This is a genomic window from Nocardia wallacei, assembly GCF_014466955.1.
In the GTDB taxonomy this organism is placed as follows: Bacteria; Actinomycetota; Actinomycetes; order Mycobacteriales; family Mycobacteriaceae; genus Nocardia; species Nocardia wallacei.
The window spans coordinates 7,634,640-7,661,415 of record NZ_AP023396.1 but is presented as its reverse complement, the minus strand read 5'-3'; the positions used below and the strand labels follow the sequence as shown (position 1 = coordinate 7,661,415).

The window sequence follows — 26,776 nt, the reverse complement described above, 5'->3', positions numbered from 1 at the left end:
CCGAACTAGGCGACCACGTTCACCAACCGCCCCGGCACCACGATCACCTTGCGCGGCTGCTTGCCGTTCAGGAACTCCAGCAGCTTCTCGTCCGCCAGCGCCAGCGTCTCCACGGTCGCGGTGTCGGCGTCGGCCGGGACGCTGACGCGGCTGCGGACCTTGCCGTTGACCTGGATCGGGTACTCGACCGAATCCTCCACCAGCAGTGCCGGATCCGCGGCCGGGAACGGGCCGTGCGCCAGCGCGGTGCGGTGCCCCAGGCGTTCCCACAGCTCCTCGGCGATGTGCGGCGACATCGGCGCCAGCATCTGCACCAGCGGCTCCACCACCGACCGCGGCGGGCCCTGCGGATACTCCTTGGTCAGGTGGTTGGTCAGCTCGATCAGCTTGGCCCCGGCGGTATTGTCCCGCAGCGCGGCGTAGTCGCCGTCGACGCCGTCGATCGTCTTGTGCAGCAGGCGCAGCGTGCCGTCCGACGGCTCGTCCTCGGTGACCCGCACCGCGCCGGACTCCTCGTCGACCACCAGCCGCCACACGCGCTGCAGGAACCGGTGCGCTCCCACGACATCCTTCGTCGCCCAGGGGCGCGAGGTGTCCAGCGGGCCCATCGACATCTCGTAGAAGCGGAAGGTGTCCGCGCCGTACAGGTCGTACATCTCGTCCGGGGACACGGCGTTCTTCAGCGACTTGCCGATCTTGCCGTACTCCTGGAACACCTCGTGCTCGGCGCCGTCGCCGTCGGTCCAGAAGAACTTGCCCAGCCGCTCCTCGACCTCGGCGGCGGGCACATAGGCGCCGCGCTTGTCGGTGTAGGCGTACGCCTGAATATAGCCCTGGTTGAACAGGCGGCGGTACGGCTCCGGGCCGGACACATCACCGAGGTCGAACAGCACCTTCTGCCAGAACCGCGCGTACAGCAGGTGCAGCACCGCGTGCTCGACGCCGCCGACGTACAGGTCGACGCCACCCGGATCGTTCGGGCCGTGCTCGGCCGGGCGCGGGCCCAGCCAGTACCGCTCGTTCTCCGGCGCGGCCAGCGCCTCGGTGTTGGTCGGATCGGTGTAGCGCAGCTGGTACCAGGAACTGCCCGCCCACTGCGGCATCACATTGGTGTCGCGGCGGTAGGTCTTGGGGCCGTCGCCCAGATCCAGTTCGACATGGACCCAGTCGGTGGCCTTGGCCAGTGGCGGGGACGGTTCGGAGTCGGCGTCGTCCGGGTCGAAGGTGACCGGGGCGAAGTCCGGTACCTCGGGCAGCTCCACCGGCAGCATCGAATCCGGCAGCGCGTGCGCCCGGCCGTCCTCGTCGTAGACGATCGGGAACGGCTCACCCCAGTACCGCTGCCGCGCGAACAGCCAGTCGCGCAGCTTGTACTGGACGGTGCCCCGGCCGCGACCGTCGGCTTCCAGGTGCTCGATCACCTTCGCCTTGGCGGCCTCGATCGACAGCCCGTTCAGATAGCCGGAGTTCACCAGGGTGCCCTCGCCCGGGTACGCGGCGGTCGAGATGTCGCCGCCCGCGACGACTTCCACGATCGGCAGCCCGAACGCCGTGGCGAACTCCCAGTCCCGCTGATCGTGGCCCGGCACGGCCATGATGGCTCCGGTGCCGTAGCCGCTCAACACGTAATCGGCGATGAAGACCGGGACCTGGCGGCCGTCGACCGGGTTGGTGGCGTACGCGCCCAGGAAGACGCCGGTCTTCTGCTTGTTCTCCTGGCGCTCCAGATCCGACTTGGCGGCGATCGAATCGCGGTAGTCGGCAACGGCTTGCGCGGGCGTGGCCGCGTGGAAGGTCCAGCGCGGGTCGACATCCTCGGGCCACTGGGCGGCGACCAGCCGGTCCACCAGCTCGTGCTCCGGGGCGAGCACGACATACGTGGCGCCGAACAGGGTGTCGGGGCGGGTGGTGAAGACCTCGATGGCGTGGTCGTTCGCGGTGAAGGTGACCTGCGCGCCGCGCGAGCGGCCGATCCAGTTGCGCTGCATGGCCTTCACGTTGTCGGGCCAGTCCAGCAGGTCCAGGTCGTCGACCAGGCGGTCGGAGTAGGCGGTGATGCGCATCATCCACTGCCGCAGGCGCTTGCGGAAGACCGGGAAGTTGCCGCGCTCGCTACGCCCCTCGGCGGTGACCTCCTCGTTGGCCAGCACCGTGCCCAGCCCCGGGCACCAGTTGACCACCGAATCGGACTGGTACACCAGGCGATAGGAGTCCAGCACCGCACCGCGCTCGGCCTCGGACAGCTCCGACCAGACCCGGCCGTCACCGATTTCCCTTGCACCCGAATCGAATTCGGCGGCCAGCTCGGCGATCGGGCGGGCCTTGTTCGCGCCGGTGTCGTACCAGGCGTTGTAGATGCGCAGGAAGATCCACTGCGTCCACTTGTAGAACTCGGGATCGGTGGTAGCGAACGAGCGGCGGCGGTCGTGGCCCAGGCCCAGCCGGTCCAGCTGGCGCCGCATGTTCTTGATGTTGGCCTCGGTGGTGACGCGCGGGTGGGCCCCGGTCTGCACGGCGTACTGCTCGGCGGGCAGGCCGAAGGCGTCGTAGCCCAGCGCGTGCAGCACGTTGCGGCCGCGCATGCGGTGGTACCGGGCGAACACGTCGGTGGCGATATAACCCAGGGGGTGCCCGACGTGCAGCCCCGCGCCCGACGGGTACGGGAACATGTCCTGAATGAACAGCTTGTCGGCCGGGGTCTCGCCGCTCAGCGGACCCACCGGGTTCGGCGCGAAGAAGGTGCCGCGCTCGTCCCAGACCTGCTGCCATTTGCGCTCGATGCGTCCGGCCAGGTCGGCGTTGTAGCGGTGTGCGGGCACGTCGCTGTCACCGGTCGCGGTCGCACCGGCTTGGTCGGTTGCACGAGTGTCCTGCACGATCCTGCCTTCTTGTCGCCATATCCCCGGGTGAACGTTGTCCCCAGACTAGAGCGTGCGCACGTCAGGGCCCAAAAAGGGGCGGAGTTGCGGCGGGGCGGGGGAATGGCGGCATTGCGGACCGGGTAGCGTGAGCGGAGTGTTCGTGGTGGCGCTGATCCTGTTCGTGCTGGCGGCGGTGGCCGTTGTCACCGGGGTACTCGGGCTGACCGGCTCGCTGCCCCGTAATCGGTTCTTCGGCGTGCACACCGACGAGGCGTTGCGCACGGAGGAGTCCTTCCGCATCGCCAATCGAGTGGCCGCGCCGACCTCCTTCGGTGCCGGGGTGCTGCTGGCCGCCGGTGGTGTGATCGCCTTGTTCGCGGGGCCCGTGGTGGGGATCATCGGCGCGCTGCTGGCCGCGTTGATCGCCGTGTTCGTTCTCGGCGCGGGTGTGAACGCCGCCGCCGGGGCGATCGCCGGGCTCGCGCCCGAGGTGGGCGGCTGCGGCCGGGCCTGTGGCGCCTGCTCGCTGCGGGACGCCTGCCAGCCAGCGAGTTGATGCGGCCGTTCACGGTCGGCTTCGACCTGGACATGACCCTGATCGATTCCCGCCCCGGCATCCGCGCCTGCTACGTGGCGCTGGCCGAACGCACCGGCACCTACATCGACTGCGATCTCGTCGTCACCCGCCTGGGACCACCGCTCGAGGACGAACTGGCGCACTGGTTTCCCGCCGCCCACGTCCCCGCGATGGCGAACCTCTACCGCGAGATGTATCCCGGCCACGCCGTCACCGGAACCCTCGAGATGCGGGGCGCGCGAGAGGCGATCGAGGCGGTGCACGCGGCCGGTGGCCGGGCGATCGTCGTCACCGCCAAGTATCAGCCCAATGCCGAACTGCACCTGGAACATCTCGACATCCCCGCCGACGCCGTCATCGGCGACCTGTGGGCCGACGGCAAAGCTCGCGCCCTCCGAGCGGAGGGCGCGAGCATCTACGTCGGTGACCACATCGGCGACGTCCGCGGCGCCCGCGCCGCCCGCGCCTACTCGGTCGCCGTGACCACCGGCCCGTGCACCGCCGAGGAGCTGCGCGCCGCGGGCGCCGACACCGTCCTGCCCGACCTGACCGCCTTCCCGGACTGGCTCACCCAGGCCGAGGTCGGCTGACTCAGGCGGTCTTGCGGCGGAATGTGGTTTTCGCCCAGAGATATCCGACCGCCGCGATGGCCGCGCACCAGCCGAGGGCGATGATGCCGTTGTTGCCGATCTCGGTGCCCATGAGCAGGCCGCGCAGGGTCTCGGTGATCGGGGTGAACGGCTGGTACTCGGCGAAGTGGCGCACGCCGGCGGGCATGGTGTCGGTGGGAACCAGGCCGCTGCCGAGCATCGGCAGGTAGACGACCGGGGTGGGCGTGTTGCTCGCGCCCTCCGGAGACGCGGCCGCCAGGCCGAAACCCGCTCCGAGCCAATTGAATGCGAACAGCACCAGGACCAGCAGGCCGAGGGCGAGCACCCATTCGATCGCGTCGGCGTTCGGGCGGAATCCGAGCAGCAGCGCCACCCCCACCATGAGGGCAACACCCAGCATCCCCTGGATCATCGTGCCGAGTATCTCGCCGGTGAGTATCGACGAATGCGACATCGACATGGTGCGGAACCGGTTGACGATGCCCTTGGTCATATCCGTCGCCACCGACACCGAGACGGAGGTGACCAGCAGCGCGGGGACCATCAGGATCATGCCCGGGGCGATGTAGTCGATGTACTTCTCGCCCGCGGCGAGCGATTTCTCCAAGGCGCCGCCGAATACGTAGTTGAACATCAGCAGCAGCACCAGCGGCATGGCGACCAGCATGATCGTCATGGCCGGATAACGCTTGGCGTGCACGATGTTCCGGCGCAGCATGGTGGCCGTGTCGGCCAGCGCGTAGGTGGCGGTACTCATTGCGCGATTTCCTTTTCGGGAACGGATTGTCCGGTGAGAGCGAGGAATACGTCGTCGAGATCGGGGGTGTGCACGGCCAGGCCCGCGGGTTCGATCCCCGCGGTGTCGAGCCGGTCCAGCAGTGCGCGCAGCGTCTGCACGCTGCCGTCGCCGGGAATCGCGAGTGTCGGGTCCTCGGGCTGTGGCACGCCACCGAGCAACTGGGTGGCGATGTCCAGGGTGGCGCGATCGGCGAAGGTCAATCTGATGTGCCCGCCCGGCACGAGCCGCTTCAACTGCTCGGGCGTGCCCTGCGCGACGATGCGGCCGTGATCGAGGACCGCGATCCGGTCCGCCAGTTGGTCCGCCTCCTCCAGATACTGGGTGGTGAGGAAGACCGTCACGCCACCCGCGACCAGTTCGCGGATGATCTCCCACATGGCGCGGCGGCTGCGCGGGTCGAGTCCGGTGGTGGGTTCGTCGAGGAAGATCACCTGTGGATCGCCGACCAGTGTCATGGCCAGGTCCAGTCGCCGGGTCATGCCCCCGGAGTAGGCGCCCGCCACCTTGTCGGCGGCCTCGACCAGGTCGAATCGCGTCAGCAGGTCGTCGGCGCGGCGCTTGCTCTCGCTGCGCGGCAGATGCTGCAGGTCGCCCATCAGCAGCAGGTTCTCCCGGCCGGTCAGCAGCTCGTCGACCGCGGAGAACTGGCCCGTCACGCCGATCACGGCCCGCACCGAGTCCGGATCACCGGCGATGTCGTGCCCGCCGACCCGGACCTCGCCGCCGTCGGCGCGCAGCAGCGTCGACAGGATCTGCACGGTGGTGGTCTTGCCCGCGCCGTTGGGGCCGAGCAGCGAGAAGATCGTGCCTTCGCCGACGGTCAGGTCGATGCCGCCGAGCACGACCTGTTCCCCGAAGGATTTCCGCAGGCCGGTGACCGAGATGGCCGGCGGGGGATATCCGTTTTTCATCACTGTCCTCTCATCAACAGATATGAATCAATGCATGCGTCGACCGAGCCGTGACCACTGTGCGGTGGTCAAGGTGTGGTCCTATTCGCTTGTGCGGGAGCCGGGCTCGCGCCCGGCCGCGATCAGATGTCGAGATCCTCGATCTGCGGGTGCTCGACGATGTCGGTCACTCGCTGATACAGCGCCTTCGGAATCCTCCCCTTCAGATCGGTCACCGAGTCGTAGATGTCGATGGTGAACTCGCCCCATTCCGGTTCGCCGACGCCGAGCAGCTTGCGCCAGTTGGTCAGATCCTTGATCCAGTTGGTGCTGGTGTCGGCGGGGTAGTCCTCCCAGGCCGAGGTCCGCATGTGCAGCACGAATTTGCCCTTGCGGCTGCGGTAGACGCGGATGTGCTGCTGGTGGCGGTCGTTCAGGTCGCTCATCTCGCCCAGCAGGGCGCCGGAGAACCGGACCTGCCGGGCGCCGTTGTGCCCGACGCGCAGGACGACCTCTTCGAAGCCCTGCTGCCGGCCCTCCTCCAGTTCGATGAACCGCCGCAGTGCCGTCACGATCGCGCCCGACAGGTTTCCGCCGACCAGCTCCTGCGCGCGCTGGAACAGGGGAAGATCGTCATCGGACACGTACACCGTCTTGTTGGGCATGGCTCCACTATACGTAGACGTATACATACACACAAGCGCTCCCCGGAAACCGCCACGCGGCCGATGCGCGGCCGGAGATGAACCATCGCGGGGCGCCGCTCGTATCTCGGGGCAGAGCGGACCGATATCGGGCGCTCGAGTGCCCGGCCGAAAGGAGTCTCGATGCCGTCACGAACGGTGGACTATCTGGTGCGAGCCGTAGGGGCGCTGGGAGTTCGGCACATCTTCGGGGTGGACGGCGCCAACATCGAAGACCTCTACGACGCGATTTTCGATACGCCGCAGGACATTACGGGTGTGGTGGCCAAGCACGAGTTCTCCGCCGCCACCATGGCCGACGGCTACGCGCGCAGCAGCGGACGGCTCGGCGTCGTCTGCGCCACCTCCGGCGGGGGAGCGATGAATCTCGTTGCGGGACTCGCCGAATCGTTCGCCTCGCGGGTTCCGGTGCTCGCGCTGGTCGGGCAGCCGCCGACCGCGCTGGCGGGCCGCGGCGCGTTCCAGGACACCAGTGGCCTCGCCGGAACATTCGACGCGACAAGACTTTTCGAGCAGGTCGCACATTACTGCGCGCGAGTGGACACGGTCGAATCGCTATCCGGGCAGCTGAACCGGGCGATCACCGCCGCCCGCGGCGGTGGGCCCGCGGTGCTGTTGCTGCCCAAGGATGTCCAGCAGGCCGACGCCGGTGACCTCCCGCCGTTCCGGCCACCGCTGCCCGCGCACACCCGCGACGAGGCCGGTCTGATCCGGGTACGGGCGGCGCTGGAATCGGCGCGGGCGACCGGCAAGATCACCATCATCGCCGGGGATCAGGTCGCCCGCAGCGACGCCAGAGCCCAATTGCGGCAGCTGGCAACGGTTCTCGACGCGGCGGTGGGTGTGGCTCCGGACGCCAAGGACGTCTACGACCAGAGCGAGCCGGGCTTCTGCGGGGTGTCCGGCAGCATGGGCCACCCGGAGCTGGTCGACGCCGTGCGCCGCTCGGCGCTGTGCCTGCTGGTCGGTACCCGCATGCCGATCACCGCACGGGCGGGGCTGGAGGACGCGCTGGCCCGGACGGCGGTCGCCAGCGTGGGCGCCGAACCGCCCTACCCGGACGCGCTGCACGCCAACGCCACCGACCTGAAGGCGGTGCTCGCCGAACTTGTCGACCACCCGGCGGGGGAGTCGCCCGTCGCTCGGGAGCTCCTGCCGGTGCCGGATACCGACGCCGCCTTCTCGGCCCCGCCGCCGCGCCTGCTCACCGCACTGGAGGTGCCACCCGCCACCGGCCCCGGCCTGCGTTATCGCGACATCGTCGAAACCCTCAACGCCGCACTGGAACCCGGGACCGACGTGTTCGCCGATGCCGGGAATACCGGCGCGTCGGTGGTGCACCACCTGCGCCTGCCCCGCGACGGCCGGTTCGTCGTGGCGCTCGGCATGGGCGGGATGGGGTATGCCTTCGGCGCGGGCATCGGCTCGGCCTGCGCGCGGCGGCGGCGTCCCGACGGCGGGGTGCGTCGGACCGTCGTGGTCGCCGGTGACGGTGCGTTCTTCATGCACGGCATGGAAATCCACACCGCGATCGAGCACGAGTTGCCGGTGACCTTCATCGTGCTCAACAACAACGCACATGCCATGTGCGTCACTCGCGAACAGCTGTACTACGGAGACCGCTACAGCTTCAACCGTTTCCACCCCGCGCGGCTCGGCGCGGGGCTGGCCGCGATGTTCCCGCGGCTGCCGTCCTATTCGCCCGCCGACCCGGGCGAGCTGACCGCCGTCCTGGCCGGCTGCTTCGAGACCCCCGGGCCGTCGTTCGTCTCGATCGACTGCGATCCGGACGAGATCCCGCCGTTCACCCCGTTTCTGTCGACTCCGAGGAGGAACCCGTGACCACCAGTTCCCTGCCCGCGCTCAGCGATATCCCCGAGCACGAGTTGCCGGGCGTGCTGCGCATCGAGAACTCCGATCGCGAGGCGACCACGCCGGTCATCATGGACATGCTGCGTTCGGTGTATCCGCACGATCAGATCTACGGCGAATTCTGCCCGGTGCAGGCCTACATCGACGCACCGCCGCGCGCGGTCTACGACTATCTCGCCGACACCCGCAGCCTGGAGGAATGGACCTACAGCCTGCGCGGATTCGTCGAGACGGACGAGCCGGGGCTCTGGCTGGCCTACGACCGGCTGGGCCCGGAGACCAAGATCTTCACCCGCACGGTCGCCAACCCGGACGCCATGACGGTCGACTACCACTGCGCCTGGGATCAGGGCCAGCACCTGTGGATGGTGTACCTGATGCGCGTGGTCGACGCCCAGGTGGTCTTCAACAAGCCGGGTTCGGTAGTGCTGTGGACGAATTGCCACCACCCGTTCTACGACGAGAATCCCTATCCCGAGGCGGCACCGCCGAAGCGCCCGGTCTGGGTCGGCGACTTCTGGGAGATGTTCTCCGCCGGCCACCAGCTCGAACTGGACAACCTCAAGGCGATCTGTGAGTACCGGGCCGCCAACGAACTGCCGATCAAACCCGACTGGATGAAGTGAGGCATGTCGATGGCATCCACCGAAACCGCACCCGCGTTGCCGCCCGTCAGCCTGGCCGACGTGGCCTCCTACCTGCCCGGCGATCCGGTCGGCACCGAGTACTTCACGCGCTTCTCCCGTTCCGAGCGGATGGCGAAGAACGTGATGTTCCGGGCGCCCAAGGCCCGCCACCACGCCGGACGCGACGAGACCGCGGTCGACATGGTCGAGCAGGCCGTCGCGCCACTGATCGAACGCCATGGGGCGCAGACGATCTCGGACATCGATGTGCTGATCACCCATACCCAGCTGCCGACCAACCCCGTGCTCGGCGCGGGTCCGGAGGTGGCGCGGCGGCTCGGTATGCGACCGGGTTGGGTATTCGACGTGCACAACGGCGGCTGCGCGGCGTTCGTGCACATGATGTCGCTGGCCCGGATGATCCTGCAGACCACCGCGGCCCGCAGCGCGCTGATCGCGACCGTGCAGAACACCGCGGGCCCGGTGTTCACCCAGACCGAGATTCGCGGACTGGCCCAGGCCCCGGTGCCCGGTGACGGTTGCGGCGTCGGGCTGCTGCTGAAGAACGACGCCGCCCCCATCCTGGACATCGAATCCCGCACCTACCCCGAATTCGCGGGCGACATGGACTTCACCACCGGCTCCGATCGCAAGTACTGGGAACCGGGCGAGGGCCAGGGCTGCGTCAGTTTCAGCGAATCCCGCATCACCAAGGTGTTCGCCCGCGGCAACCGGCTGGTGCCCGAGGTGGCGCTGGCGGTGTGCGAACGGATCGGCGTGAAGGGCCGCGACATCGACACCTTCGTCACCAACCAGCCCAACCGGCTGTTCCTGCGGAACTGGCACGACGCGCTCGAGTTGCCCGCCGAGCGTCACCCCGACACCTTCGACCAGTGCGGAAACCTGTTCGCCGCGGGCATTCCCGTCACTCTGGACGCCGAGAACCGGGCGGGGCGGCTGCGCAACGGCTCGGTGGTACTGCTGTCGGCCTTCGCGCACGCCGGGGATTTCGCCGCCGCGGCGGCCGTGCGCTGGGGAGCCGCCCGATGAGCGGCAGCCGGTCGATCTCGTTGCGGCACACCGAGCCCGCGACGCTGTCCGAGCGGCGCGCGGCGCTGTGGCACGAGCCGGGGTCGGTGCGCTTCGATCTGTCCCTCAGCGAAAACCCGTTCCCGCCACTGCCTTCCGTGCTCGACGCGATCCAGCACACACTGTCGCGGGCGAACCGGTATCCGGAATTCCTGCCGCACCGGCTGCCGCGGCTCATCGCCGAGCAACTCGGCGTGCGGACCGATCAGGTGGTGGTCGGTTCGGGGGCGACCGGGGTGGCGTTGCAGATCATGCAGACCCTGACCCGCCGCGGTGCGGAGATGGTCTTCGCCACACCGACTTTCGACGGTTACCCCATCCTCGCCGATATGGCCGGGCTGACACCCGTCGCGATACCGCTGGATGCGCGCGGACGGCAGAACCTCGCCGCACTGGGTCGTGCGGTCGGCCCGCGCACCGGCCTGGTCACGGTGTGCCGCCCGCACAATCCGACCGGCACGGTGGCCTCGGCCAGTGAACTGAAGGCATTCCTGTTCGGCATCCCGCGCGACGTGCCGGTGATCCTGGACGAGGCTTATGTCGAATTCCTCGGCGCCGCCGATATTCTCGACGCCGCGGAACTCGTCTCGCGCTATCCGAACCTACTGGTGTTGCGCACTTTCTCGAAGGCGTACGGGCTGGCCGGAATGCGCATCGGATACGCCTTCGGCCACCCGGATCTGGTGCGGCGGGTGCGCCGGTTGCAATTGCCGTTCGGCGTGCCCGAGACGGCGGTCGCGGCGGTGTCGGCCTCGTTCGCCGCGCGGATGGAGCTGGGCGAACGGGTGCTGCGTATCACCACCGAACGCGAGTTGCTTCGTACGGCCCTGCGCCGCAACGGAATCCGAGTACCACGCAGTCGCGCGAACTTCCTCTATCTGCCGGGCGCGGATATCGCCGCCAGGCTGGCCCGCGCGGGGATCGCGGCGAAGACGTTCCCGGACGGCAGCGCACGCATCGCCGTCGGTGATCGCGCCGCGGACGCCGCGGTCCGGCGCGCGCTGGGCGGACCGCCGTTACCCGGCGGACCGCACGGCCGCACGGTGGGCGAGGACAGCGGGCTGTGCGCGCTGACGGTGCCGTCCACAGCGGGCAATGGGTGGGACGCCTGAATATCTAGCGGCGCTAGACAACCTAACGTCGCCTTGCTACGCTCCTCACCAACATCTAGCGCCGCTAGATTTTGGAGTAGGAGAAGCAGATGCTCACCACGACAGCCCAGGTCCTCGCCGTTGCCGCCGTACTCGCCAACGGCATCGTCTACGGCACCGACACGTCGGCCGCCCTCATCACGCGGTCGGTGTTCCGGCACCTCGACGACGCGTCGGTGACGAAGTTCGCGGGCTGGGGCCACTACTACGGAGACCGTCGCATGCCGTTCGCGGGCGCGGGCGGCGTGATCGCCACCGTGCTGACGATCGTGGCCGCCGTCCTGGCGGGTGCGGGCGCGGCGGCGATCGCGGCGGGCGTCGCGTTGGTCGCGCTGGTGACGTGGCTCGGCTTCTACGTCCGGGTCGCCAAGCCGATCAACACGGCGCAGACGGCGGCCGCGCAATCCGGCGTCATTCCCGCGAACGCCCGTGCGCTGCAAGACGAATGGGACAGCATCCTCGGGTTCCGGGTCGGCCTGCAGGCCCTCGCCGTCGCGTCCCTGTGCGTGGCCCTGATCCTGCTGTGAGCGGTCGCCGCGCTACAGGCTGCTGCTGAGCATCACCTGATTCGTCGCGGCGGAACGTATCTCGACCGAGCGCACCTGATCCGGCGCGGCGGCGGTGGTGCCGTTCGGAGCCACCGTCTCGCCGGGCCGGGCGGTCCACTGCGCGATCATCGACTGGGTGCCGTCGGCATGCACCACCCACATCGAGCCCTGCCAGGTGTACCGGGTGTCCGACGGCGCGTAACTGCACGACATCTCGACCCGCGTCCCGTCCGGCACCGCGACCAGCCGGAAACTGGCCGTGATCGGCGACGGCACCACCGCGACCATACTGCGCTCGGCCACCACTTCGGCGGCGGGCGGCGGCGCGGCGGGCTCGTTCAGCGAGGCCGTCACCGGGATCGTGACGGCCACCGCGGCGGCCGCCGCCACCACCGCACCCGCCACCGCGACCATCCGCCCGCGCCGCCGTTGCCGCCGGGTCCGATCCGCCAGCCGGGCCAGCGCGACCGGCGGCGGCTCGGGGATCTCGGGAACCGCCGCACCCGACCGTTCGGGCGGTCCGGCGATCGGATCGATGAACGACAGCGCCACACCGGAATCCACCTGCCCGAGCAGTCCGGGCAATCCGGCCAGCTCCGCCACCGCCGCCCGGCACGACGGGCACACCGCCAGATGCTCCTCGTACTCCAGCCGATCGTCGCGGCCGAGGGCGCCGAGCACATACGGGCCGTCCCACGTCGCGTAGTCGTCGCCCTCGGGCTCCGCCGCGTGCGCGGTCTCCGTCACTTCGTCACCCCCATCTCCGTCAGTGTCGAACGCAGCGCCCGCATGCCGTAGTGCATCCGGGACTTCACGGTGCCCTCCGGTATGGCCAGTTCCGTCGCGATCTGATGTGTCGACAGGCCACGGTAATAAGCACGCACGATCACCTCGCGGTGGTCGGTGCTGAGCCGGGCCAGCGCATCGGCGATCAGCCACCCGTCCAGGGCGCGGTCCGCCTGATCGGGGGTCGCCAGTTCCGGCGGCTTGTCGGTGCGGTACTCCCGCCGGTGGCGGGCGCTGCGATACTCGTCCACCGCCATGTTGCGGGCCACGGTGAACAACCACGCCCGCGCCGACGCCGTCGACTGGTCGAGTACACGCGGCCGCTGCCAGGCCCGCAGCAGCGTCTCCTGCACGATGTCCTCGGCGCGGCCGGAATCGCGGACGAGGCTGTAGGTGTAGCGCCACAGCGCGGCGCCGTGCTCGTCGTACAACGCCCGCAGCAATTCCGCCTGGACCGGATCGCCGTCGTCGGCGGGCAGTGCGGGAACGCGGCTGCGCGAGGGCTGCGTATCGGCCCCATCGCTGGGGTAGCGGGGTGAACGCGCCATCTGCTCACCAGGTCGATCGGCGGATCAGAGATCCGGGTGTAGTGCCCACACCGGATCGATACGTGCTCAGTTGCGTTCGAGTTCGATCGGATGTGTGGCCAGCAGGGACAGCGGCAGCGGCTGGCGGCGCAGCACCTGCGCCCACAGGTCGGTGCGGCGGGCGATCGGGTCCGAGGGCAACGCCGACAACACGATCCAGTCGCCGCGCTCGAGCTCGCCCTCCAACTGCCCGAACGTCCACCCGGCGTATCCGGCGAAGATGCGGATGCCCTCCACCATCGGGCCGATCACGTCGGGATCGGAATCCAGGTCCAGCAGCGCCACACGGCCGTCCACCCGGCGCAGGCCCGCCGACCGATCGATACCGGTGCCGACCTTGACCGTCGCAAGGCACAGGGCGGCATCCCTTTTCACCGGGCCGCCGAGGTACAGCGCGCCGGGCGCCGCCGCCAGGTCGGCCCAGCGCGGCAGCACGTCGCGGACGGCGGTTTCGCTGGGGCGGTTGATGATGACACCGAGACTGCCCGCGTCGTTGTGCTCCACGATGTACACCACGGTGCGCCGGAACGACGGCTCGGTCAGTTCGGTAGCCGAGACCAGCAGCGTCCCGGGCCGCACCGGCTGTTCATCGTGCCGGGATTCCCGTCTGGAGCGGTCGCCGTGTTCCTCTGCGCGTGCCACCACGCCATCATCGCACCGGAGCGGGGGGTATGGATGGGTTTATCGGCTGGGTCTGCGTCGCGGCGTGCGGCTGGGCGCATTCGCATGTAACGCAAATCACAGCGTCCTTCGGGTGGCCGGCTCCGGTCGCTACTGTTTCGGCATGCGGCATCCCGAGGTGGTTCTGGATAATTGCGATTCGGTCTACGACTTCTATCGGGACCATCGGCAGAATCGCGTGCAGGCCATGGGCGCGTACGCGTTGCTGGCGCGGCGTTATCGGCCGCGGATCAGCTATGCCGAGGGGGCGCGGGAGGGGTTGCGGGAGTTGACCTCCCAGCGGCGGCCGCTGCTGATCTCGATCAATCACCTGTCGCAGCAGGATCCGTACACGGTGGCGGCCGCGGCGTGGCGCAGCGGGCTGCGGCCGGTGATCGGGCGGGCGCGGGTGCTGGCCAAGGACGAACTGTTCATCGATCCGGACCAGCGGCGCAAGGTCGAGATGATGGGCGGCATTCCGGTCTTCCGCGGCAAGGACCACGGCATTCGCGCGGTGAACGCGGCGGGGCAGCGCATGATCGACATCTGTGCCGAGCGGATGGCCCGCGGCGACAGCGTCGCGGTGTTCCCCGAGGGCACCTGCAACGACGTCGACCCCACCCGGGTGCAGGCGGTCGGCAGCGGGATCGGGCACATCGCGTTCCGGGCGATGAAACTCGGCGCCCGCCCCGCACTGGTCAGCCTCGGACTCAGCTACGGACCGCGACCCGACCCGACCGTGGAACCGACCGCCGAGGAGGTGAAATCGGCCAGCTTCCACTTCGGGGTGCCGATGCCCGAGCTGCCCGCGCGGCCCGCCGAGATCGCCCGCGTGGTCCGCGAGCAACTGCAGCTGGCGCTCGACGGCGCGGTCGCGGCCTACTGACGGCCCGAATCACTCAGCGCCGCAGGCCGAATCGCTCCCTTGCCCACTGCGGCACGAGCGACTGGTACTCCGGCCGCGTCTCGATGAAGTGCTGCACCATCCCGCACATCGGCAGAATGCCGAAACCCTCGTCGCGGCTGGCGTCCAGCGCGCCCTGCACGAGCGTGCGGCCGTAGCCGCTGCCTTCGTAGCGGGGATAGATCTCGGTGTGGACGAACGCGCGCTCGGCGGCGGTGTCCTGGTATTCCGCGATGCCGGCGAGTCCGCCGTCGACGTAGATCTCGAAACGATCGAGCTGCGTGTTGTTGCGCACATCGGTCGACATGGCTCGACGCTACTGTGTCTCGGGCACAATGTGGCCGAATGTGACGGTTATCGGCTTCTCCCGCCGGGGAGTGTCGAGTTGTGACCGGCGGCCCGCCCGCCGAGAATGCTTCACGTCGGATGCGAGCGCGGCCGATCGTCGGTCGGCCGGATCGGGGAGAAGACGCGGATGATGACACGACGGACGGCGCGCTCGCTCGCGTGGCTGTGTGCGGCATTCCTGGCGGCGCAGCCGGCGGGTCTCGCCGCCGCCGACGATCGGCCGGTGTTCGGCGCCTGCCCCGACGGCGCGGTGACGCCGGATCGCGGCGCGGAATGCGCCGTGATCTCGGTCCCGCGCGACTACGGCGCGGCCGACGGGCCCCGAATCGACCTGACCGTCAGCCGGATTCGCGCCTCCGGCGAGCGGTACGGCACCCTCTTCACCAATCCGGGTGGTCCGGGCGCGGACGCCCTCGACTACTGGGCGCGCCGCTCGCCGGAGTTGCCCGCCGAGCTGAGCGAGCACTACGACCGGATCGCGGTACAGCCGCGCGGCCTGCGCTGGGCGACACCGCTGGAGTGCGGGACCGCGGGCACACAGGACCGCGGCGCCACCAAGGCCGCGTGCGACGCCGCGCAACCCGGCTATGTCGAGACCGTCACCACCGAGAACACCGCGCGCGATATGGACGCCGTGCGCGCCGCGCTGGGCCTGGACCGCATCGACTTCTTCGGCACCTCCTACGGCACCTATCTGGGCGCGGTCTACGCCAGTCTGTTCCCGCAGCGCATCGATCGCATGGTGCTCGACTCGAGCGTGCACCCGGACTGGGTGTGGAACGAGCAGTTCGCACAGCAGCAGTTGGCGGGCAAGCAGCGCCTCGACGACCTGTTCACCTGGATCGCCGCCCACGACGGCGACTACCACCTCGGCGCGACACCGCTGCGCGTGTACGAGAACTGGGTGCGTCTGGTGGTCGCGCAGGGCGGCGGCTGGTACGCCAACCTGACCCCGCCCCCGGCCTCGACCGCCGACCTGCCGGGCGAGCTGCCCGAGCCGATCGCCCGGCTGGCCCGCGACGGCTTCAACGGCAGCCGCGACCAGATCGGGCAATTGCAGAACCTGGTGCGCACCTTGGCCTCCGGCGGGATGTCGGCGCAGGTGCCGCTGCTGGCCGCGACCGCGGTCGCAACGTATACCCGCTCCTTCTGGCCGACCTTCGCCCGCGCCATGGCCGACGCCGACGCGAATCCCGCCGACACCCGGCAACTGCGCGCGATCGAGGGCGTGGCGGCCATCGACCGCACGGGCCGCAACGTCTTCTCCGCCGTCACCTGCAACGAGAACGCCGTGCCCGGCCGCCCCGAACTGCTCGGCTCGGCCGCGGCCACCGTCGCCTCCGGCGGCAACGCCCTCGACGCCCGCGCCGATCTCGTCCGTTCCGGCGTGGCCTGCGCCGACTGGGACCCGGTCACCACGCCCGTGCCGATCGCCGATCGCGGCCTCGCCACCCGGCCCCTGGTCCTGCAGAGCCGCCACGACGCGGTCACCGAATACGACGGCGGTCCCGCGATGGCCGCGGCTCTGCACGGTGCGCTCATCACCGTCGAAGGTGGTGACCATGGGACCTTCGGCCGCAACAACCCCGCCGTGGACCAGGCCGTGCTGACCTACCTGCGCACCGGCACGGTCGCCATCGACCATGCCGATCAGGCGCCGATGAACTGATTCGAACGACTTCGGCGGATACCTCAGCGGCTCGCTCGTAGGATGCGGACCGGGCGCAACGCCTGGGGTGGCTCGCCCTCGAATTCCGCGGAGTCACCGAGGTACCCGGCGATGAGGTCCGTAGCGGCGTGGTCTTCGACGTCGGTGAAGCCGAGTGCGCGCAATCGAGCGGCGATGTCGTCGGGAGCGAAGTAGCTGAACCACGGCTCACCGACAGCCGCCGCGCGCTCCGCACGCGCCCGCAGTTGCGCTCGATCCTCGTCGGTGTCCGCGAGATAGTCGAAGATCACCTCGACCGATCCCGATTGCCGCGCAATGTAATCGAGGGTGCCGTCGGCGGCGTCCGGGGTCAGATAGTAGACGACACCGAGCCACACGAATACCGCCGAATCGCTCCGGCTGAATCCGGCGTCCGCCAATCGTGTTGCCAGCGTGTCGGTTTCGAAGTCGACCGGTACGAAGGACAACCCCTCGGGCAGGTCGATACCCGATGCCGCGAGGCGTTCCGATTTCCACGCCTGGGTAGCGGGATGGTCGACCTCGAATACCCGCAGGCCGGAATGCGAATGACGGTAGGCGAAGGTATCCAGCCCCGCGCCCAGGATCACGACCTGCCGCACACCCGCGCCGACGGCCGCGGCCACCCGATCCTCGGCGAAACGGCCGCGAGCGGCGAAGAACAGGCGGCGCGGCCGGTCACCGACACCCAGCCGCAGGATTTCCTCGCGGCCACTCTCCCCGGGGCGGCCCAATTCGTTCAGCTCATCGACCGTGACATCCAGCAGCCGTGCCGCCAGCGGATCGGCGAGAATGCGCGGCTGGTCGGCGATCTGATGGTAGGCACGGGCATAGGCGGTGACGAGCGCCGTCCGGCTGGGTCCGTCATTGTCCATACCCGAGAAGCTACTCACGGGCGGGCGCACGCCATGTTCAGGGTGTCAGCGCCGCAAACAGCGGTCGGCCAGGGTGGCACCCAGGCGTTCCAGCAGCGGGGCGGCGTGGGCGATGGATCGGGCCGGATCGGGTTCGAGATCTGTGAGGGTGAGGGCCGCCTCGAAACCGGCTGTGCGCAGCTCGGATTCGGAGAGCAGACAGCGGCCCGCGACGGCGACCACCGGGATTCCGGCAGCGCGGGCGGCGGCGCAGACGCCCATCGGGGCCTTGCCTCGCAGGGTTTGGTCATCGAGGGATCCCTCACCGGTGACGACCAGTTCGGCTGCGCGGACCAGGGTTCGGAAATCGATCAGGTCCAGCACGACGTCGATGCCGGGGCGTTCCACCGCGCCGAGCACGGCCATCGCGCCGAATCCCGTGCCTCCCGCCGCACCCGCGCCGGGCCGCTCCGCGCACCCGGGGTCGATCAGCTTCGCCCAATTGGCCAGGGCCGCTTCGAGAGTGGCGCGCTGGTCGGCGTCGGCGCCCTTCTGCGGTGCGAAGACCGCCACCGCGCCGTGCGGGCCGAGCAGTGGGTTGTCCACATCGCTGGCGAGGGTGAACGAGGTGTCGGCCAGCGCGGGATGCAGGCCGGACCGCTCGACTCGCTCCGCTCGGGCCAGCGCCGCGCCACCCGGCGGCACCTGCTCGCCGTGCGCATCCAGAATCCGCAGCCCCAGCGCCTGCAACATGCCCGCGCCGCCGTCACTGGACGCGCTCCCGCCGACGCCGAGCACGATATCGCGCACGCCTCGATCGAGCGCGTGCGCGATCACCCGGCCCAGGCCGAAGGTGCTCGCGCGCAACGGATCCGGCTGGCCGTCGGGCAGCCGCTCCAGGCCCACCACGCGCGCCAGCTCGATCACCGCGGTGGGCCGCCCGGCAGCACCACGCCGCACCGCGTACACCGAATCACCCACCACCCCCGTAGGCCCTTCCGCCCGCACCGGTACCGGCTCCCACCCGGCGGCCACGAACGCGTCGACGGTCCCGTCGCCGCCATCGGCCACCGGCACCGCCACCACCTCCACGTCCGGCGCCGCCCGCTCGATCCCCGCGGCCAGCGCCCCGGCAACCTCGGGAGCCGTCAACGACCCCTTGAACTTGTCCGGCGCCAGGATCACCCGCCGCGCCACCCCGCTCGTCATCCCGACATTCTCCGGTGTGAACCGCCTTCCCGCCGCACGAGACGCGCTCGCTCTGAACCGGCACTAACACTTTGTCGTGCCTGACGTTCACACCGGGTTGAGTTCGCAGCCCAGGACGTGGTCACGGTGCCTGTCGCCCCACTCCTCCAAGGGAACGAGGGCCTGGCGCAGTTCCTCCCCGCGCGGTGTGAGCGAGTACTCCACGCGCGGCGGGATCTCCGGATAGATCTCACGATGCACCACCCCGGCCGACTCCAGATGCCGGAGATTCTCGGCGAGCACCTTCTCACTCACCCCGTCCAGCATCCGCCGAATCTGGCCGAACCGTTGCGGCCCCGCGCCGAGCACCCACATCAGGTGCAACTTCCACTTGCCGCCGACGACATCGATCGCGATCGACATCCCGCACACATCGTGATCTGCGTCACGGCTGGTTTCCACTGCGACCTCCTGACCGGTTTCCGAACCTCGAGGTAAGCAACCCGACCTCGACGTGCGCTCTTCCCGAGCCTACCTGCGGCGACGACTATCGGAACCGGCGCCGAAACCCGACCAGAGCAGCACAGCGAAGGATGCAAGATGTCTCAGCAGACCCGTTCCGTCACCGTCGTCGGGCTCGGACCCATGGGCCAGGCGATGGTGCGGCAGTTCCTGGCCGCCGGTACCGAGGTGACGGTGTGGAACCGCAGCCCCGAAAAGGCCGAAGCCATGGCCGAACTCGGCGCGAAGCGGGCCGCCACCGTCGCCGAGGCGCTGGCCGCGAACGAGGTGATCGTGCTCAGCCTGACCCACTACGCCGCCATGTACGACGTGCTCGGCCCGGCCGTCGATCAGCTCCCGGGCAAGGTGATCGTGAACCTGTCCTCCGACTCCCCGGAGAAGGCCCGCGCGGGCGGCGCCTGGGTGCGCTCGCACGGCGCGCAGTTCCTGTCCGGCGGGTTCATGTCGGCGGGCGACAACATCACCCATCCGGCCTCGTACATCTTCTACAGCGGCCCCCGCGAGGTCTTCGACCGGCACGCCGAGCTGCTGCGCCCGCTCAGCCCGCAGGAGTACCTCGGCGCGGACGACGGTGTGGCGCAGGTCTTCTACCAAGCGCTGCTGGTGGTCTTCCATCCCTGGATGCTCGCGTTCGACCAGGCGCTGGCGGTCATCGAGCGCTCCGGCCACGATATCGACCAATTCCTGCCCTACGCACAGCGTTCCAGCGAGGCGTTCCCGTTCTTCATGGCCGAGTACGCCGCCGCGGCCAAGGCGGGCGGCTGGGGCGACGAGTCGGCGTTCCGGATGATGGACGCCGGGGCGCAGCACATCATCGACGCCAGCGAGGAGGTCGGCGTGGACGCCACCCTCTCGCACACCGCGCAAACCTTCTGGCGCAAGGCACTCGCCGCCAGCGAGCAGGCAGGCCGCGCGGTGTCGATCTTCGAGCTCATGCGGGGTCGCGCGGCCTGACCGTTTTCATGAAGTTCCGACGCTGAGTACGGCGGCCGGGCTATTCGTTCAGCCACTGCTCTATCAGGGCGAGGGTGGTGGACGAATAGAGCGGTGCGCCGTCTTCGGCGTCGAGCAGGTGCCATTCGTGTAGCGAACCGGGCATGTGCTCGAGGCGGTAGCCCGCCCGTTCGGCGCGTGCCGTGATCTCGTCGGCACGGTCGGTGTCGGTCGGCGTGTCGTTCACATCGTCCCCCGTGAATGCGCCTGGGGCGTAGTCGCTTCCGCCCAGTATTCGTGCCGGATCGCGTTCCATAGTATGGACAGCTCCGGGAATCGCTCGCGCACTTCGGCCAGATCCGGTGCGTGCGCCGGGATGTGGGCGCGCAGCAACGGCCGCTCGTCCCCGGCGCTGCCGCGCACGAGCAGCACGCGGATGCGCCAGTGATCGAGTCGCCAGACGGCCAGCCATTCCCCCGCTCGGGTGCGGCGCTCACACATCCCGTGCCAGCTCGGACAATTTGTCGAGTATTTCCCGCAGGGTATGCAGCGATGGTCCGACCACCGTGGTCGGTTCATTCTGGCCGACGCGAAATTCGTCGGTCCCCTCCTTTCGAACTTCCTTCGAGAATGAGTGCGGCACAGCGGCGTTCGGGTGTACGCTGGCTGCTATCTCGTCCGGGGGCAACGCATTCTGATCGGTGACTGGGATTCCGAGCACTCTGCACCTCCGAAAAGTGTTTTTGCAGTGGCGATCTGGTACGTCCGGGGCGGCCGGGCGTGCATCTAGAACACACCCGTGCAGGTCTCTACGCAATGCTCGGGCACCAATGTTCGGCAGAAATCCGGCTCCGTTTCAGTAGCCGGTGAATTCCTGTTCGAGTAAAAACGCGTTTTCTCAAACGAGCCGTCCCGGAGGCCCTTTCGATGACACCCACAGCCGATACGAACACCGCCCGCCGCATGCTCGGCCTCACCCTCGAGGCCATGCGCAAACAGGCCGGCATCAGCCGCGAGGCCGCCGCCGACGCCATCGGCGTAGCCCGATCCACCCTCTGGAAGATAGAGACCGGCCAGAACGCCCGCCTCTACCCGGTCCTCATGCAACACCTCTGCGACCTGTACCAGCTGACCCCCAAGGAAACCCGAGTCATCACCGAACTCGTCAAGGAGACGAAGGCAACCGGCTGGTGGCAAGCCTTCGCCGACGACGCCATCCCCAAGGAGTTCGGGTTGTTCGTGAGCCTGGAGGACGCGGCCCAGCGCATCACGTCGTACCAGACCACCTTCCTGCCCGGCCTGCTGCACACTGCCGACTACCGACGTGAGCTGATCTGGACCGAGTTTCCGAACAAACCTTCCGCCGATGTCGAGCGGATGTTGGAAGCCGGTTTGAAACGCCAGGAGAGACTCACCCGGATGAACAAGCCGTTCGCCCTGCACGTGTTGATCGATGAGTCAGCACTGCGGAGAACGACGGGCAATGCGCGAATTATGGAGGCGCAACTGCGCCACCTCGCCGAGGCAAGGCCGCTGTCCGACATGTCGATTCGTGTAGTTCCGATGTCCGCTGGGACCTACCGAGGTCTGATGGTCGGTGCGTTCGTGATCCTGGAGTTTCCCGTCCATCCGAAGGCCGAACTGACGATGCCGCCAGTCGTCTACGTGCAAGGCTTCGTGGGAGATCTGTATCTGGAGCAGCCGGAGGAGGTTCGGCAGTATCGTGAGGTGTACGCCGACATCGAACGGCGGGCGCTGGATGAGGCGGAGAGTCGCGCATTCATCCTAGAGATCGCAAAGGAGTATGCAGCGTGAGCGTAGACCTAACCCAAGCCCGATGGTTCAAGAGCAGCCGTAGCACGGGGTCGAAGGATTGCGTCGAAGTCGCGTTCCTCGATGAAGGTGCGGTCGGGGTGCGTGACAGCAAGAACCCCTCCGGCCCCGCACTGGTGTTCGCACCGGGCGAGTGGGATGCCTTCACCACCGGTATGTGGCACGGAGAGTTCGATCGACCCTGAGGGCAAGCGTTTTCGAGGCTGTGCACGGCCCTGATCCGAATGTGGATCAGGGCCGTTGCCGTTCGAGCGGATTCGGAGACAGTCGCGGTGGAGGAGACCTCCGGTAGCGGCGGTGCAAGGGCTTGGTAAGGGCCCGGCAAGGGGTTCGCGGTTTTCTTTCGGGCATCGGGTGCTGACAGTGGGTCGGACCAGGTGTCGGAAGGGAAGTTCATGTTCGAGGTGTACGTCGGGATGCTCGCGGTCAGTGGCATCGTCATGGTCTCGATGGCGGCCGTGAAGGGTGGGCAGAGCGAGACCGTGCGGTGGTTCAATGCCGCCTTCGGCGCCGGATACCTCGCTTACGCGGCGTATTTGGCCTTCGTGTTCGAGGGTGGCAGCTACCTGATCTTCTTCCAGGCGTTCATCCTGCCCGTGCTGATGGTCGTGAACTTCGTCCGCTCGACCGACTGGCAGGCACTCATGACGAAGCCGACCCCGACCCAGCAGGCATGGCGCGCATACCAGAAGGAACAGGACCGGCTCGCGAAGCTTTGACGAAGGGGACGAGACGAAGCCGTGCGGCTCAGGCGGATTCGGATTCGGAGCCCAGCCGGGGGAACGGTGTGGTGGAGAAGACCACCTCCACCGCCACCCCGAAGAACTCCGAAATGCGCAGCGCCAGATGGAGGCTCGGGCTGTACTCGCCGCGTTCGAGGTATCCGACCGTCTGGTAGTGCACGCCCAGTGCCTCGGCCAGCTGCCGCCGCGAGATGCCGCGTTCGGCGCGCAGCATCGCGATGCGGTTGTAGATGACCTCAGTAGGCACGCTGCATCGCTTTCTCCCGGCGGGTCGCCACGCTCGAACCGGATTCGCGGCGAGCCATGCGGCGCAACATGATCGGCGCGATCGCCAAGCCTATCGCGGCCCAGGCCACGAAGACGCCGAAGGTCTCCCAGTGCCGCCAGGAGTGCCCGAGCTCGACCACCGCCGCCTCGTCCGGCAGCAGCGCCGAGCGCATGCCCAGGCCCATCCAATAGATCGGGAACACCTGCGCCAGCCCCTGCACCCAGCCCGGCATCGAGGTGATCGGGTAGAAGATGCCCGACACCGCGACCAAACCCATGATCGGGAACGAGGCGAATCCGACACCGCGCGGATTCTCGAACGCCGATCCGATGATCGCGCCGATCGGCAGCGTCGCGAGCAGGCCCAGCACCAGCACCCAGAGCAGGGTGAACCAGCCACCGAGACTGTCGAGGCGGATGCCGCCCACCACCAGCGCCCCGGCCGCCAGCATCACCAGTACCTGCACCAGCACTGTGCCCGAGGTGCTGATGAGCTTGCCGATCAAGTAGCCGGCCATGCCGTTCGGAGTTACCTTGGCGCGCAACAACGTTCCGTCCTCGCGGTCCATCGTCAGCCACTGCGAGATGCCCATCAGGCCGGTGGAGGCGACGAGCAGGCCCAGAATGCTCGGCAGGGCCAGCGAACCCAGGCCGATGCCGGTCGCCTCGAAGTGACCGTTGCGCATGAAGAACAACGCCACCAGCATGAGCACCGGCCAGAAGTACTGCATGAACAGGTCCTGGCCGTTGGTGTGCAGCTGGCGCAGCTCGATCAGCCCGCGGGCCGCGCCCGCCCGGACCGCCGCCGTCTTCGGTGTCATCGGGTGACCTCCTCGAGAGTGTGGACCTCGGTGTCGGTCTGCCCGGATTCGAAGCGCTGCACCAGGGTCATGTACGTGTCCTCCAGCGAGGCGCGGCGGACCTCCAGTTCGTCGATCGCCGCGCCGTACTGCTGGAACAGTTCGTAGACGAACTTGGTCGACTCGGTCGTGGTGTGCACGAACCGCTGACCGTCGCGGGTCCATTTCACCTCGGCCTCGCCCTCGATCCGCCGGGACAGCTCGTCGGCCGAGCCGTTGGCGATGATGCGGCCGCCGGCCAGGATCAGGATGCGGTCGGCCAGCTTCTCGGCCTCGTCCAGATCGTGGGTGGTGAGCATGATGGTGGTCTGCTCGTCGTCGGCCAGGTGGTGCAGCAGGTCGTGGAATTCGCGGCGGGCCTGCGGGTCGAAACCGGCGGTGGGCTCGTCCAGGAACAGCAGTTCCGGGCGGCCGACGATGCCGATGGCCACATCCAGGCGGCGGCGCTGGCCGCCGGACAGGCTGCTGATCCGGGCGTCGCGCTGTGCGGTCAGGCCGACGGCCGCGATCAATTCGTCGGTATCCCAGGGCCTGGTGATCGCGGCCGTGGAGTACGGCCCGTAATACGCGCCGACCTGCGACAGCAATTCCCGCACCCGCCAGCGGCCGTGATCGCGCCAGGACTGCAGCACGACACCCAGCCGCGCCCGCCACGCCTCGTCGCCGTGGGCCGGATCGATGCCCAGCACCGAAACCTCTCCGGCCGAACGCATCCGGAAGCCCTCGAGAATCTCGATCGTGGTGGTCTTGCCCGCGCCGTTGGGGCCCAGCAGCACCAGCACCTCGCCCGCCCGGGCCTGAAAAGTCACGTCGTGCAAGACATCCCGGCTGCCGTACCGCATCCGCAGACCTCGGACATCCAGCACCACGCCGTCGCCTACCGTCATCCCACCCTCCGTAGCACACTAGAGATGGGACGTAGCATAACTACTACATCTCGGACCGGACAAGGCATTTTCCTTCGTTCCACCCGGTAACGAGTCGCGCTCGGCCATCGATGATCAAGCGACATCGAAGCGTTGCGCGAGAAGGGGTTTCGTGAGGTCGGCCGCCTCTGAACTCGTCGCTCCAGCAGTGCCCCGAGGCCGTGCTCACCAGGGAGAAGTCATGACCCGCAGCGCATTGTTCACCGCCTTCGCGGCCGCCCTCACGATCTCGGTCGCGGCGTGCGGCGGCGGAAGCGAATCCGGCGCGGAAACCACCAGGCCCGCCCCGGGCGGAACCGCGTCGGTTGCCTCTTCGGCGCCCGAACCCGCCGCCGCGCCCGCAGCGCCGAGCGCGGCTCCGGCACCGGGCAATTCGGCCGCGCCTGCCCCCGCGCCGCCGGTGGCCGATCCGTGCGCTGATGTAACCGACGAGTACCTGATCACCACGTTGAGAATGACCGGGACGCCTCGATACCCCTTGGCCCGTCTCGAACAGGCCCGATGCAGTGGCTCGTTCGCATCGGCCATGTCTCACCCGGAGGGCACCCTCCACCCGGTCATGTATCTGTTCGAGTACTCCGAGCGGGACGGGCACACGCACTGGCGCGTGATCGACGTCGGCGAGGGTCTCGACTGCGTGAACCGGCACGGGGTCCCGGCGGCCGCAGGGGCCGCAATCGGCTGCGCCTCCTGAGTCAGTCCCCGCCGTTTATGTTGTGGCACAGAGGAATTCGATAGCGGCGGCGTAACCCTGGATGCCCATGCCCGCGATCACGGCGGTGGCGATGGGCGAGATGTAGGAGTGGTGCCGGAACTCCTCGCGGGCGTGCACGTTCGAGATGTGCACCTCCACGATCGGCACCTCCGGGATCACCAGGGCATCGCGCAATGCCACCGAGGTGTGGGTGAGGCCGCCCGGGTTGATCACGATGGCGCCCTCGACGCCCCGCGCGGCATGGACGCGATCGATCAGCGCGCCTTCGGAATTGGACTGGAACGGCTCGACCTCCCGATCGAATCGCGCGGCCGTCCGGCGGCACAACGCGACCACATCATCGAGCGTGTCCGACCCATACACCTCAGGCTGCCGAATGCCCAGCATGTTCAGGTTGGGGCCGTTGAGCACGAGAATCGGTGCCATCCCGCCACCCTAGCCCGACAGGTCGGCCGGTACGCCGAGACCCGCCCCGCCAGGGCGGACCGGGTTCAGGCAGGGAAACCCGTCCTCCCGTGCCGGGGCCGTGGGATGCCGCTTCCCGCGTCCGTCAAAGGCCGCGGGGGCCTTCGGCGCGTAGGTCTTCCACCTTGCGCATGGCCGAGCGCAATTCCTCGAGCCATTCCTCGGCGTGTTGGCCGGCCAGTTTGACCGTCCAGGCCAGGGCGTCGGCGCGGGAGCGGGCTACCCCGGCGTCCACCAGGGTGTCAAGGACCTTGCGTTCGGGCTGGCGCAGGCGGGTCATGACCGGAACCGCCGAGTGGGTGAACAGGATTCGCTCGCCCTGTACGGAGACGCCCCAGGCCACACTGCGCCCGTATCGGGCCTGGGCCTCCTGCGCGATCCGCATGCGGGCCGGGCGGGTGGACTCGCGGAAGCGCGCGACCAGCCCCTCCCAGGTAGCGCGCGGAACGGAGGTGGCGGCATCGTCTGCCTCCTGCTCGTCACCATCGCTCGATTCCGGCGTCGGGAGCGGCAACTCGCCGATCACGATGATCTCGTCGCGGTCGATCTCGATCGTCGGCGGGCCCGCGAACCACTCGCTCGGCAACCTCCCGGCGAACCAGTCCGGGGCATCGGCGGCGTCGGGCAGATCGGCTTGCTGCCAACCGCCGGGACGTCCGAATGCCCGGCCTCGCGATCCGTGTCTCATGGTCCTACCTCGCTTGCTTTGAAAAGCTTGTAACAGTGATTACAAGATTACGCCGTCGAGTGCGCGACGAATTCCGCTGTCG

The 26,776-nt window shown here is 68.7% G+C and carries 32 protein-coding genes; 14 read left to right on the top strand and 18 right to left on the bottom strand.

The features are described from left to right. Positions 1–5: 5 nt before the first annotated feature. A complete protein-coding gene (gene leuS, locus NWFMUON74_RS34375) occupies positions 6–2,876 on the bottom strand; it encodes a leucine--tRNA ligase (protein ID WP_187685838.1) in 2,871 nt (956 codons plus the stop codon). A 130-nt stretch (positions 2,877–3,006) separates the two neighbouring features. On the opposite strand from leuS, the gene NWFMUON74_RS34370 reads away from it, so the two are divergent. Together NWFMUON74_RS34370 and NWFMUON74_RS34365 are read left to right on the top strand one after the other, a co-directional pair. After that, complete coding sequence (locus tag NWFMUON74_RS34370) at positions 3,007–3,417, top strand: SdpI family protein (protein WP_342212957.1); 411 nt, start codon at positions 3,007–3,009, stop codon at positions 3,415–3,417. Next, entirely contained in the window at positions 3,417–4,028 is a 612-nt protein-coding gene (locus tag NWFMUON74_RS34365; protein WP_187685837.1) for an HAD family hydrolase, read from the top strand. The genes NWFMUON74_RS34370 and NWFMUON74_RS34365 overlap by 1 nt, the downstream gene beginning before the upstream one ends. Before the next feature lies 1 nt (position 4,029). Here NWFMUON74_RS34365 and NWFMUON74_RS34360 read toward each other — a convergent pair whose 3' ends face one another. The 3 genes from NWFMUON74_RS34360 to NWFMUON74_RS34350 all read right to left on the bottom strand — a co-directional run bounded on the left by NWFMUON74_RS34360 (position 4,030) and on the right by NWFMUON74_RS34350 (position 6,403). Further along, positions 4,030–4,806 (bottom strand): ABC transporter permease, encoded by a 777-nt coding sequence (locus NWFMUON74_RS34360; RefSeq protein WP_187685836.1) that lies wholly within the window; start codon positions 4,804–4,806, stop codon positions 4,030–4,032. Then, positions 4,803–5,759, bottom strand: a complete 957-nt coding sequence (locus NWFMUON74_RS34355) for an ATP-binding cassette domain-containing protein (RefSeq protein WP_187685835.1) — start codon at positions 5,757–5,759, stop codon at positions 4,803–4,805. The genes NWFMUON74_RS34360 and NWFMUON74_RS34355 overlap by 4 nt, the downstream gene beginning before the upstream one ends. Before the next feature lie 122 nt (positions 5,760–5,881). Then, positions 5,882–6,403, bottom strand: a complete 522-nt coding sequence (locus NWFMUON74_RS34350; RefSeq protein ID WP_187685834.1) for an EXLDI protein — start codon at positions 6,401–6,403, stop codon at positions 5,882–5,884. Positions 6,404–6,565: 162 nt separating this feature from the next. Between NWFMUON74_RS34350 and NWFMUON74_RS34345 the strand changes: the two genes are divergently transcribed. The 5 genes from NWFMUON74_RS34345 (at position 6,566) to NWFMUON74_RS34325 (ending at position 11,707) form a co-directional block, all read left to right on the top strand. Continuing rightward, a complete protein-coding gene (locus tag NWFMUON74_RS34345) occupies positions 6,566–8,284 on the top strand; it encodes a thiamine pyrophosphate-binding protein (protein WP_187685833.1) in 1,719 nt (572 codons plus the stop codon). Beyond that, positions 8,281–8,940, top strand: coding sequence for an SRPBCC family protein (locus NWFMUON74_RS34340; RefSeq protein ID WP_187685832.1), 660 nt, complete (start codon positions 8,281–8,283; stop codon positions 8,938–8,940). Before NWFMUON74_RS34345 ends, NWFMUON74_RS34340 begins: the two co-directional genes overlap by 4 nt. A gap of 9 nt (positions 8,941–8,949) precedes the next feature. Then, the gene (locus NWFMUON74_RS34335) at positions 8,950–9,990 is read left to right on the top strand and encodes a 3-oxoacyl-ACP synthase III family protein (RefSeq protein WP_187685831.1); all 1,041 of its coding nucleotides are present in this window, start codon (positions 8,950–8,952) and stop codon (positions 9,988–9,990) included. Beyond that, positions 9,987–11,141 (top strand): aminotransferase class I/II-fold pyridoxal phosphate-dependent enzyme, encoded by a 1,155-nt coding sequence (locus NWFMUON74_RS34330; RefSeq protein ID WP_187685830.1) that lies wholly within the window; start codon positions 9,987–9,989, stop codon positions 11,139–11,141. Before NWFMUON74_RS34335 ends, NWFMUON74_RS34330 begins: the two co-directional genes overlap by 4 nt. 89 nt (positions 11,142–11,230) lie before the next feature. Beyond that, on the top strand, positions 11,231–11,707 hold the full coding sequence (locus NWFMUON74_RS34325) for a DUF1772 domain-containing protein (RefSeq protein ID WP_187685829.1): 477 nt from the start codon (positions 11,231–11,233) through the stop codon (positions 11,705–11,707). 12 nt (positions 11,708–11,719) lie between these two features. On the opposite strand, the gene NWFMUON74_RS34320 is transcribed toward NWFMUON74_RS34325, so the two are convergent. The 3 genes from NWFMUON74_RS34320 to NWFMUON74_RS34310 form a co-directional block, all read right to left on the bottom strand. Then, positions 11,720–12,475 (bottom strand): anti-sigma factor family protein, encoded by a 756-nt coding sequence (locus NWFMUON74_RS34320; protein WP_187685828.1) that lies wholly within the window; start codon positions 12,473–12,475, stop codon positions 11,720–11,722. Beyond that, positions 12,472–13,062: a sigma-70 family RNA polymerase sigma factor gene (locus NWFMUON74_RS34315; RefSeq protein WP_187685827.1), complete on the bottom strand. Its 591-nt coding sequence runs from the start codon at positions 13,060–13,062 to the stop codon at positions 12,472–12,474. Before NWFMUON74_RS34315 ends, NWFMUON74_RS34320 begins: the two co-directional genes overlap by 4 nt. Positions 13,063–13,128: 66 nt before the next feature. Further along, positions 13,129–13,743, bottom strand: a complete 615-nt coding sequence (locus tag NWFMUON74_RS34310; RefSeq protein ID WP_187685826.1) for a YqgE/AlgH family protein — start codon at positions 13,741–13,743, stop codon at positions 13,129–13,131. A gap of 142 nt (positions 13,744–13,885) precedes the next feature. On the opposite strand from NWFMUON74_RS34310, the gene NWFMUON74_RS34305 reads away from it, so the two are divergent. After that, on the top strand, positions 13,886–14,647 hold the full coding sequence (locus tag NWFMUON74_RS34305) for a lysophospholipid acyltransferase family protein (RefSeq protein ID WP_187685825.1): 762 nt from the start codon (positions 13,886–13,888) through the stop codon (positions 14,645–14,647). Positions 14,648–14,660: 13 nt separating this feature from the next. Here the strand turns inward: NWFMUON74_RS34305 and NWFMUON74_RS34300 are convergent, their stop codons facing one another. Then, positions 14,661–14,972: a GNAT family N-acetyltransferase gene (locus NWFMUON74_RS34300; protein WP_187685824.1), complete on the bottom strand. Its 312-nt coding sequence runs from the start codon at positions 14,970–14,972 to the stop codon at positions 14,661–14,663. A 168-nt stretch (positions 14,973–15,140) separates the two neighbouring features. Between NWFMUON74_RS34300 and NWFMUON74_RS34295 the strand changes: the two genes are divergently transcribed. Then, a complete protein-coding gene (locus NWFMUON74_RS34295; RefSeq protein ID WP_187685823.1) occupies positions 15,141–16,682 on the top strand; it encodes an alpha/beta hydrolase in 1,542 nt (513 codons plus the stop codon). A 23-nt stretch (positions 16,683–16,705) separates the two neighbouring features. On the opposite strand, the gene NWFMUON74_RS34290 is transcribed toward NWFMUON74_RS34295, so the two are convergent. From NWFMUON74_RS34290 to NWFMUON74_RS34280, 3 genes are all read right to left on the bottom strand, one after another. After that, a complete protein-coding gene (locus NWFMUON74_RS34290) occupies positions 16,706–17,575 on the bottom strand; it encodes a class I SAM-dependent methyltransferase (protein ID WP_187685822.1) in 870 nt (289 codons plus the stop codon). Positions 17,576–17,620: 45 nt separating this feature from the next. Further along, positions 17,621–18,763, bottom strand: a complete 1,143-nt coding sequence (locus NWFMUON74_RS34285) for a glycerate kinase (RefSeq protein ID WP_187685821.1) — start codon at positions 18,761–18,763, stop codon at positions 17,621–17,623. Positions 18,764–18,850: 87 nt separating this feature from the next. Further along, positions 18,851–19,165: a winged helix-turn-helix transcriptional regulator gene (locus NWFMUON74_RS34280; protein ID WP_187685820.1), complete on the bottom strand. Its 315-nt coding sequence runs from the start codon at positions 19,163–19,165 to the stop codon at positions 18,851–18,853. Between the two features lie 177 nt (positions 19,166–19,342). On the opposite strand from NWFMUON74_RS34280, the gene NWFMUON74_RS34275 reads away from it, so the two are divergent. Next, positions 19,343–20,218 (top strand): NAD(P)-dependent oxidoreductase, encoded by an 876-nt coding sequence (locus tag NWFMUON74_RS34275; RefSeq protein ID WP_187685819.1) that lies wholly within the window; start codon positions 19,343–19,345, stop codon positions 20,216–20,218. Positions 20,219–20,258: 40 nt separating this feature from the next. Here NWFMUON74_RS34275 and NWFMUON74_RS34270 read toward each other — a convergent pair whose 3' ends face one another. Then, positions 20,259–20,444: a hypothetical protein gene (locus tag NWFMUON74_RS34270; protein ID WP_187685818.1), complete on the bottom strand. Its 186-nt coding sequence runs from the start codon at positions 20,442–20,444 to the stop codon at positions 20,259–20,261. After that, the gene (locus tag NWFMUON74_RS34265) at positions 20,441–20,698 is read right to left on the bottom strand and encodes a hypothetical protein (RefSeq protein WP_187685817.1); all 258 of its coding nucleotides are present in this window, start codon (positions 20,696–20,698) and stop codon (positions 20,441–20,443) included. Before NWFMUON74_RS34265 ends, NWFMUON74_RS34270 begins: the two co-directional genes overlap by 4 nt. Before the next feature lie 426 nt (positions 20,699–21,124). On the opposite strand from NWFMUON74_RS34265, the gene NWFMUON74_RS34260 reads away from it, so the two are divergent. The 3 genes from NWFMUON74_RS34260 (at position 21,125) to NWFMUON74_RS34250 (ending at position 22,749) form a co-directional block, all read left to right on the top strand. After that, a complete protein-coding gene (locus tag NWFMUON74_RS34260) occupies positions 21,125–22,012 on the top strand; it encodes a helix-turn-helix domain-containing protein (RefSeq protein WP_232110743.1) in 888 nt (295 codons plus the stop codon). Then, positions 22,009–22,215 carry a DUF397 domain-containing protein gene (locus NWFMUON74_RS34255; protein WP_187685816.1) on the top strand — a complete coding sequence of 69 codons (207 nt, stop codon included), beginning with the start codon at positions 22,009–22,011 and terminating at the stop codon, positions 22,213–22,215. Before NWFMUON74_RS34260 ends, NWFMUON74_RS34255 begins: the two co-directional genes overlap by 4 nt. 192 nt (positions 22,216–22,407) lie before the next feature. Then, the gene (locus NWFMUON74_RS34250; RefSeq protein ID WP_232110742.1) at positions 22,408–22,749 is read left to right on the top strand and encodes a hypothetical protein; all 342 of its coding nucleotides are present in this window, start codon (positions 22,408–22,410) and stop codon (positions 22,747–22,749) included. A gap of 28 nt (positions 22,750–22,777) precedes the next feature. Here NWFMUON74_RS34250 and NWFMUON74_RS34245 read toward each other — a convergent pair whose 3' ends face one another. Genes NWFMUON74_RS34245 through NWFMUON74_RS34235 form a run of 3 tightly spaced genes read right to left on the bottom strand, consistent with a single transcriptional unit; the run spans position 22,778 to position 24,787 of the window. Further along, on the bottom strand, positions 22,778–23,020 hold the full coding sequence (locus NWFMUON74_RS34245; RefSeq protein ID WP_197986944.1) for a helix-turn-helix transcriptional regulator: 243 nt from the start codon (positions 23,018–23,020) through the stop codon (positions 22,778–22,780). After that, positions 23,010–23,861, bottom strand: a complete 852-nt coding sequence (locus NWFMUON74_RS34240) for an ABC transporter permease (RefSeq protein WP_187685815.1) — start codon at positions 23,859–23,861, stop codon at positions 23,010–23,012. The genes NWFMUON74_RS34245 and NWFMUON74_RS34240 overlap by 11 nt, the downstream gene beginning before the upstream one ends. After that, positions 23,858–24,787: an ABC transporter ATP-binding protein gene (locus NWFMUON74_RS34235; protein ID WP_187685814.1), complete on the bottom strand. Its 930-nt coding sequence runs from the start codon at positions 24,785–24,787 to the stop codon at positions 23,858–23,860. The genes NWFMUON74_RS34240 and NWFMUON74_RS34235 overlap by 4 nt, the downstream gene beginning before the upstream one ends. A 220-nt stretch (positions 24,788–25,007) precedes the next feature. Between NWFMUON74_RS34235 and NWFMUON74_RS34230 the strand changes: the two genes are divergently transcribed. Continuing rightward, positions 25,008–25,520: a hypothetical protein gene (locus tag NWFMUON74_RS34230; RefSeq protein WP_187685813.1), complete on the top strand. Its 513-nt coding sequence runs from the start codon at positions 25,008–25,010 to the stop codon at positions 25,518–25,520. Between the two features lie 15 nt (positions 25,521–25,535). Here NWFMUON74_RS34230 and aroQ read toward each other — a convergent pair whose 3' ends face one another. Both aroQ and NWFMUON74_RS34220 read right to left on the bottom strand, forming a co-directional pair. Beyond that, entirely contained in the window at positions 25,536–25,967 is a 432-nt protein-coding gene (gene aroQ, locus NWFMUON74_RS34225; RefSeq protein ID WP_187685812.1) for a type II 3-dehydroquinate dehydratase, read from the bottom strand. Between the two features lie 124 nt (positions 25,968–26,091). Next, on the bottom strand, positions 26,092–26,694 hold the full coding sequence (locus tag NWFMUON74_RS34220) for a hypothetical protein (protein WP_187685811.1): 603 nt from the start codon (positions 26,692–26,694) through the stop codon (positions 26,092–26,094). Positions 26,695–26,776 lie beyond the last annotated feature (82 nt).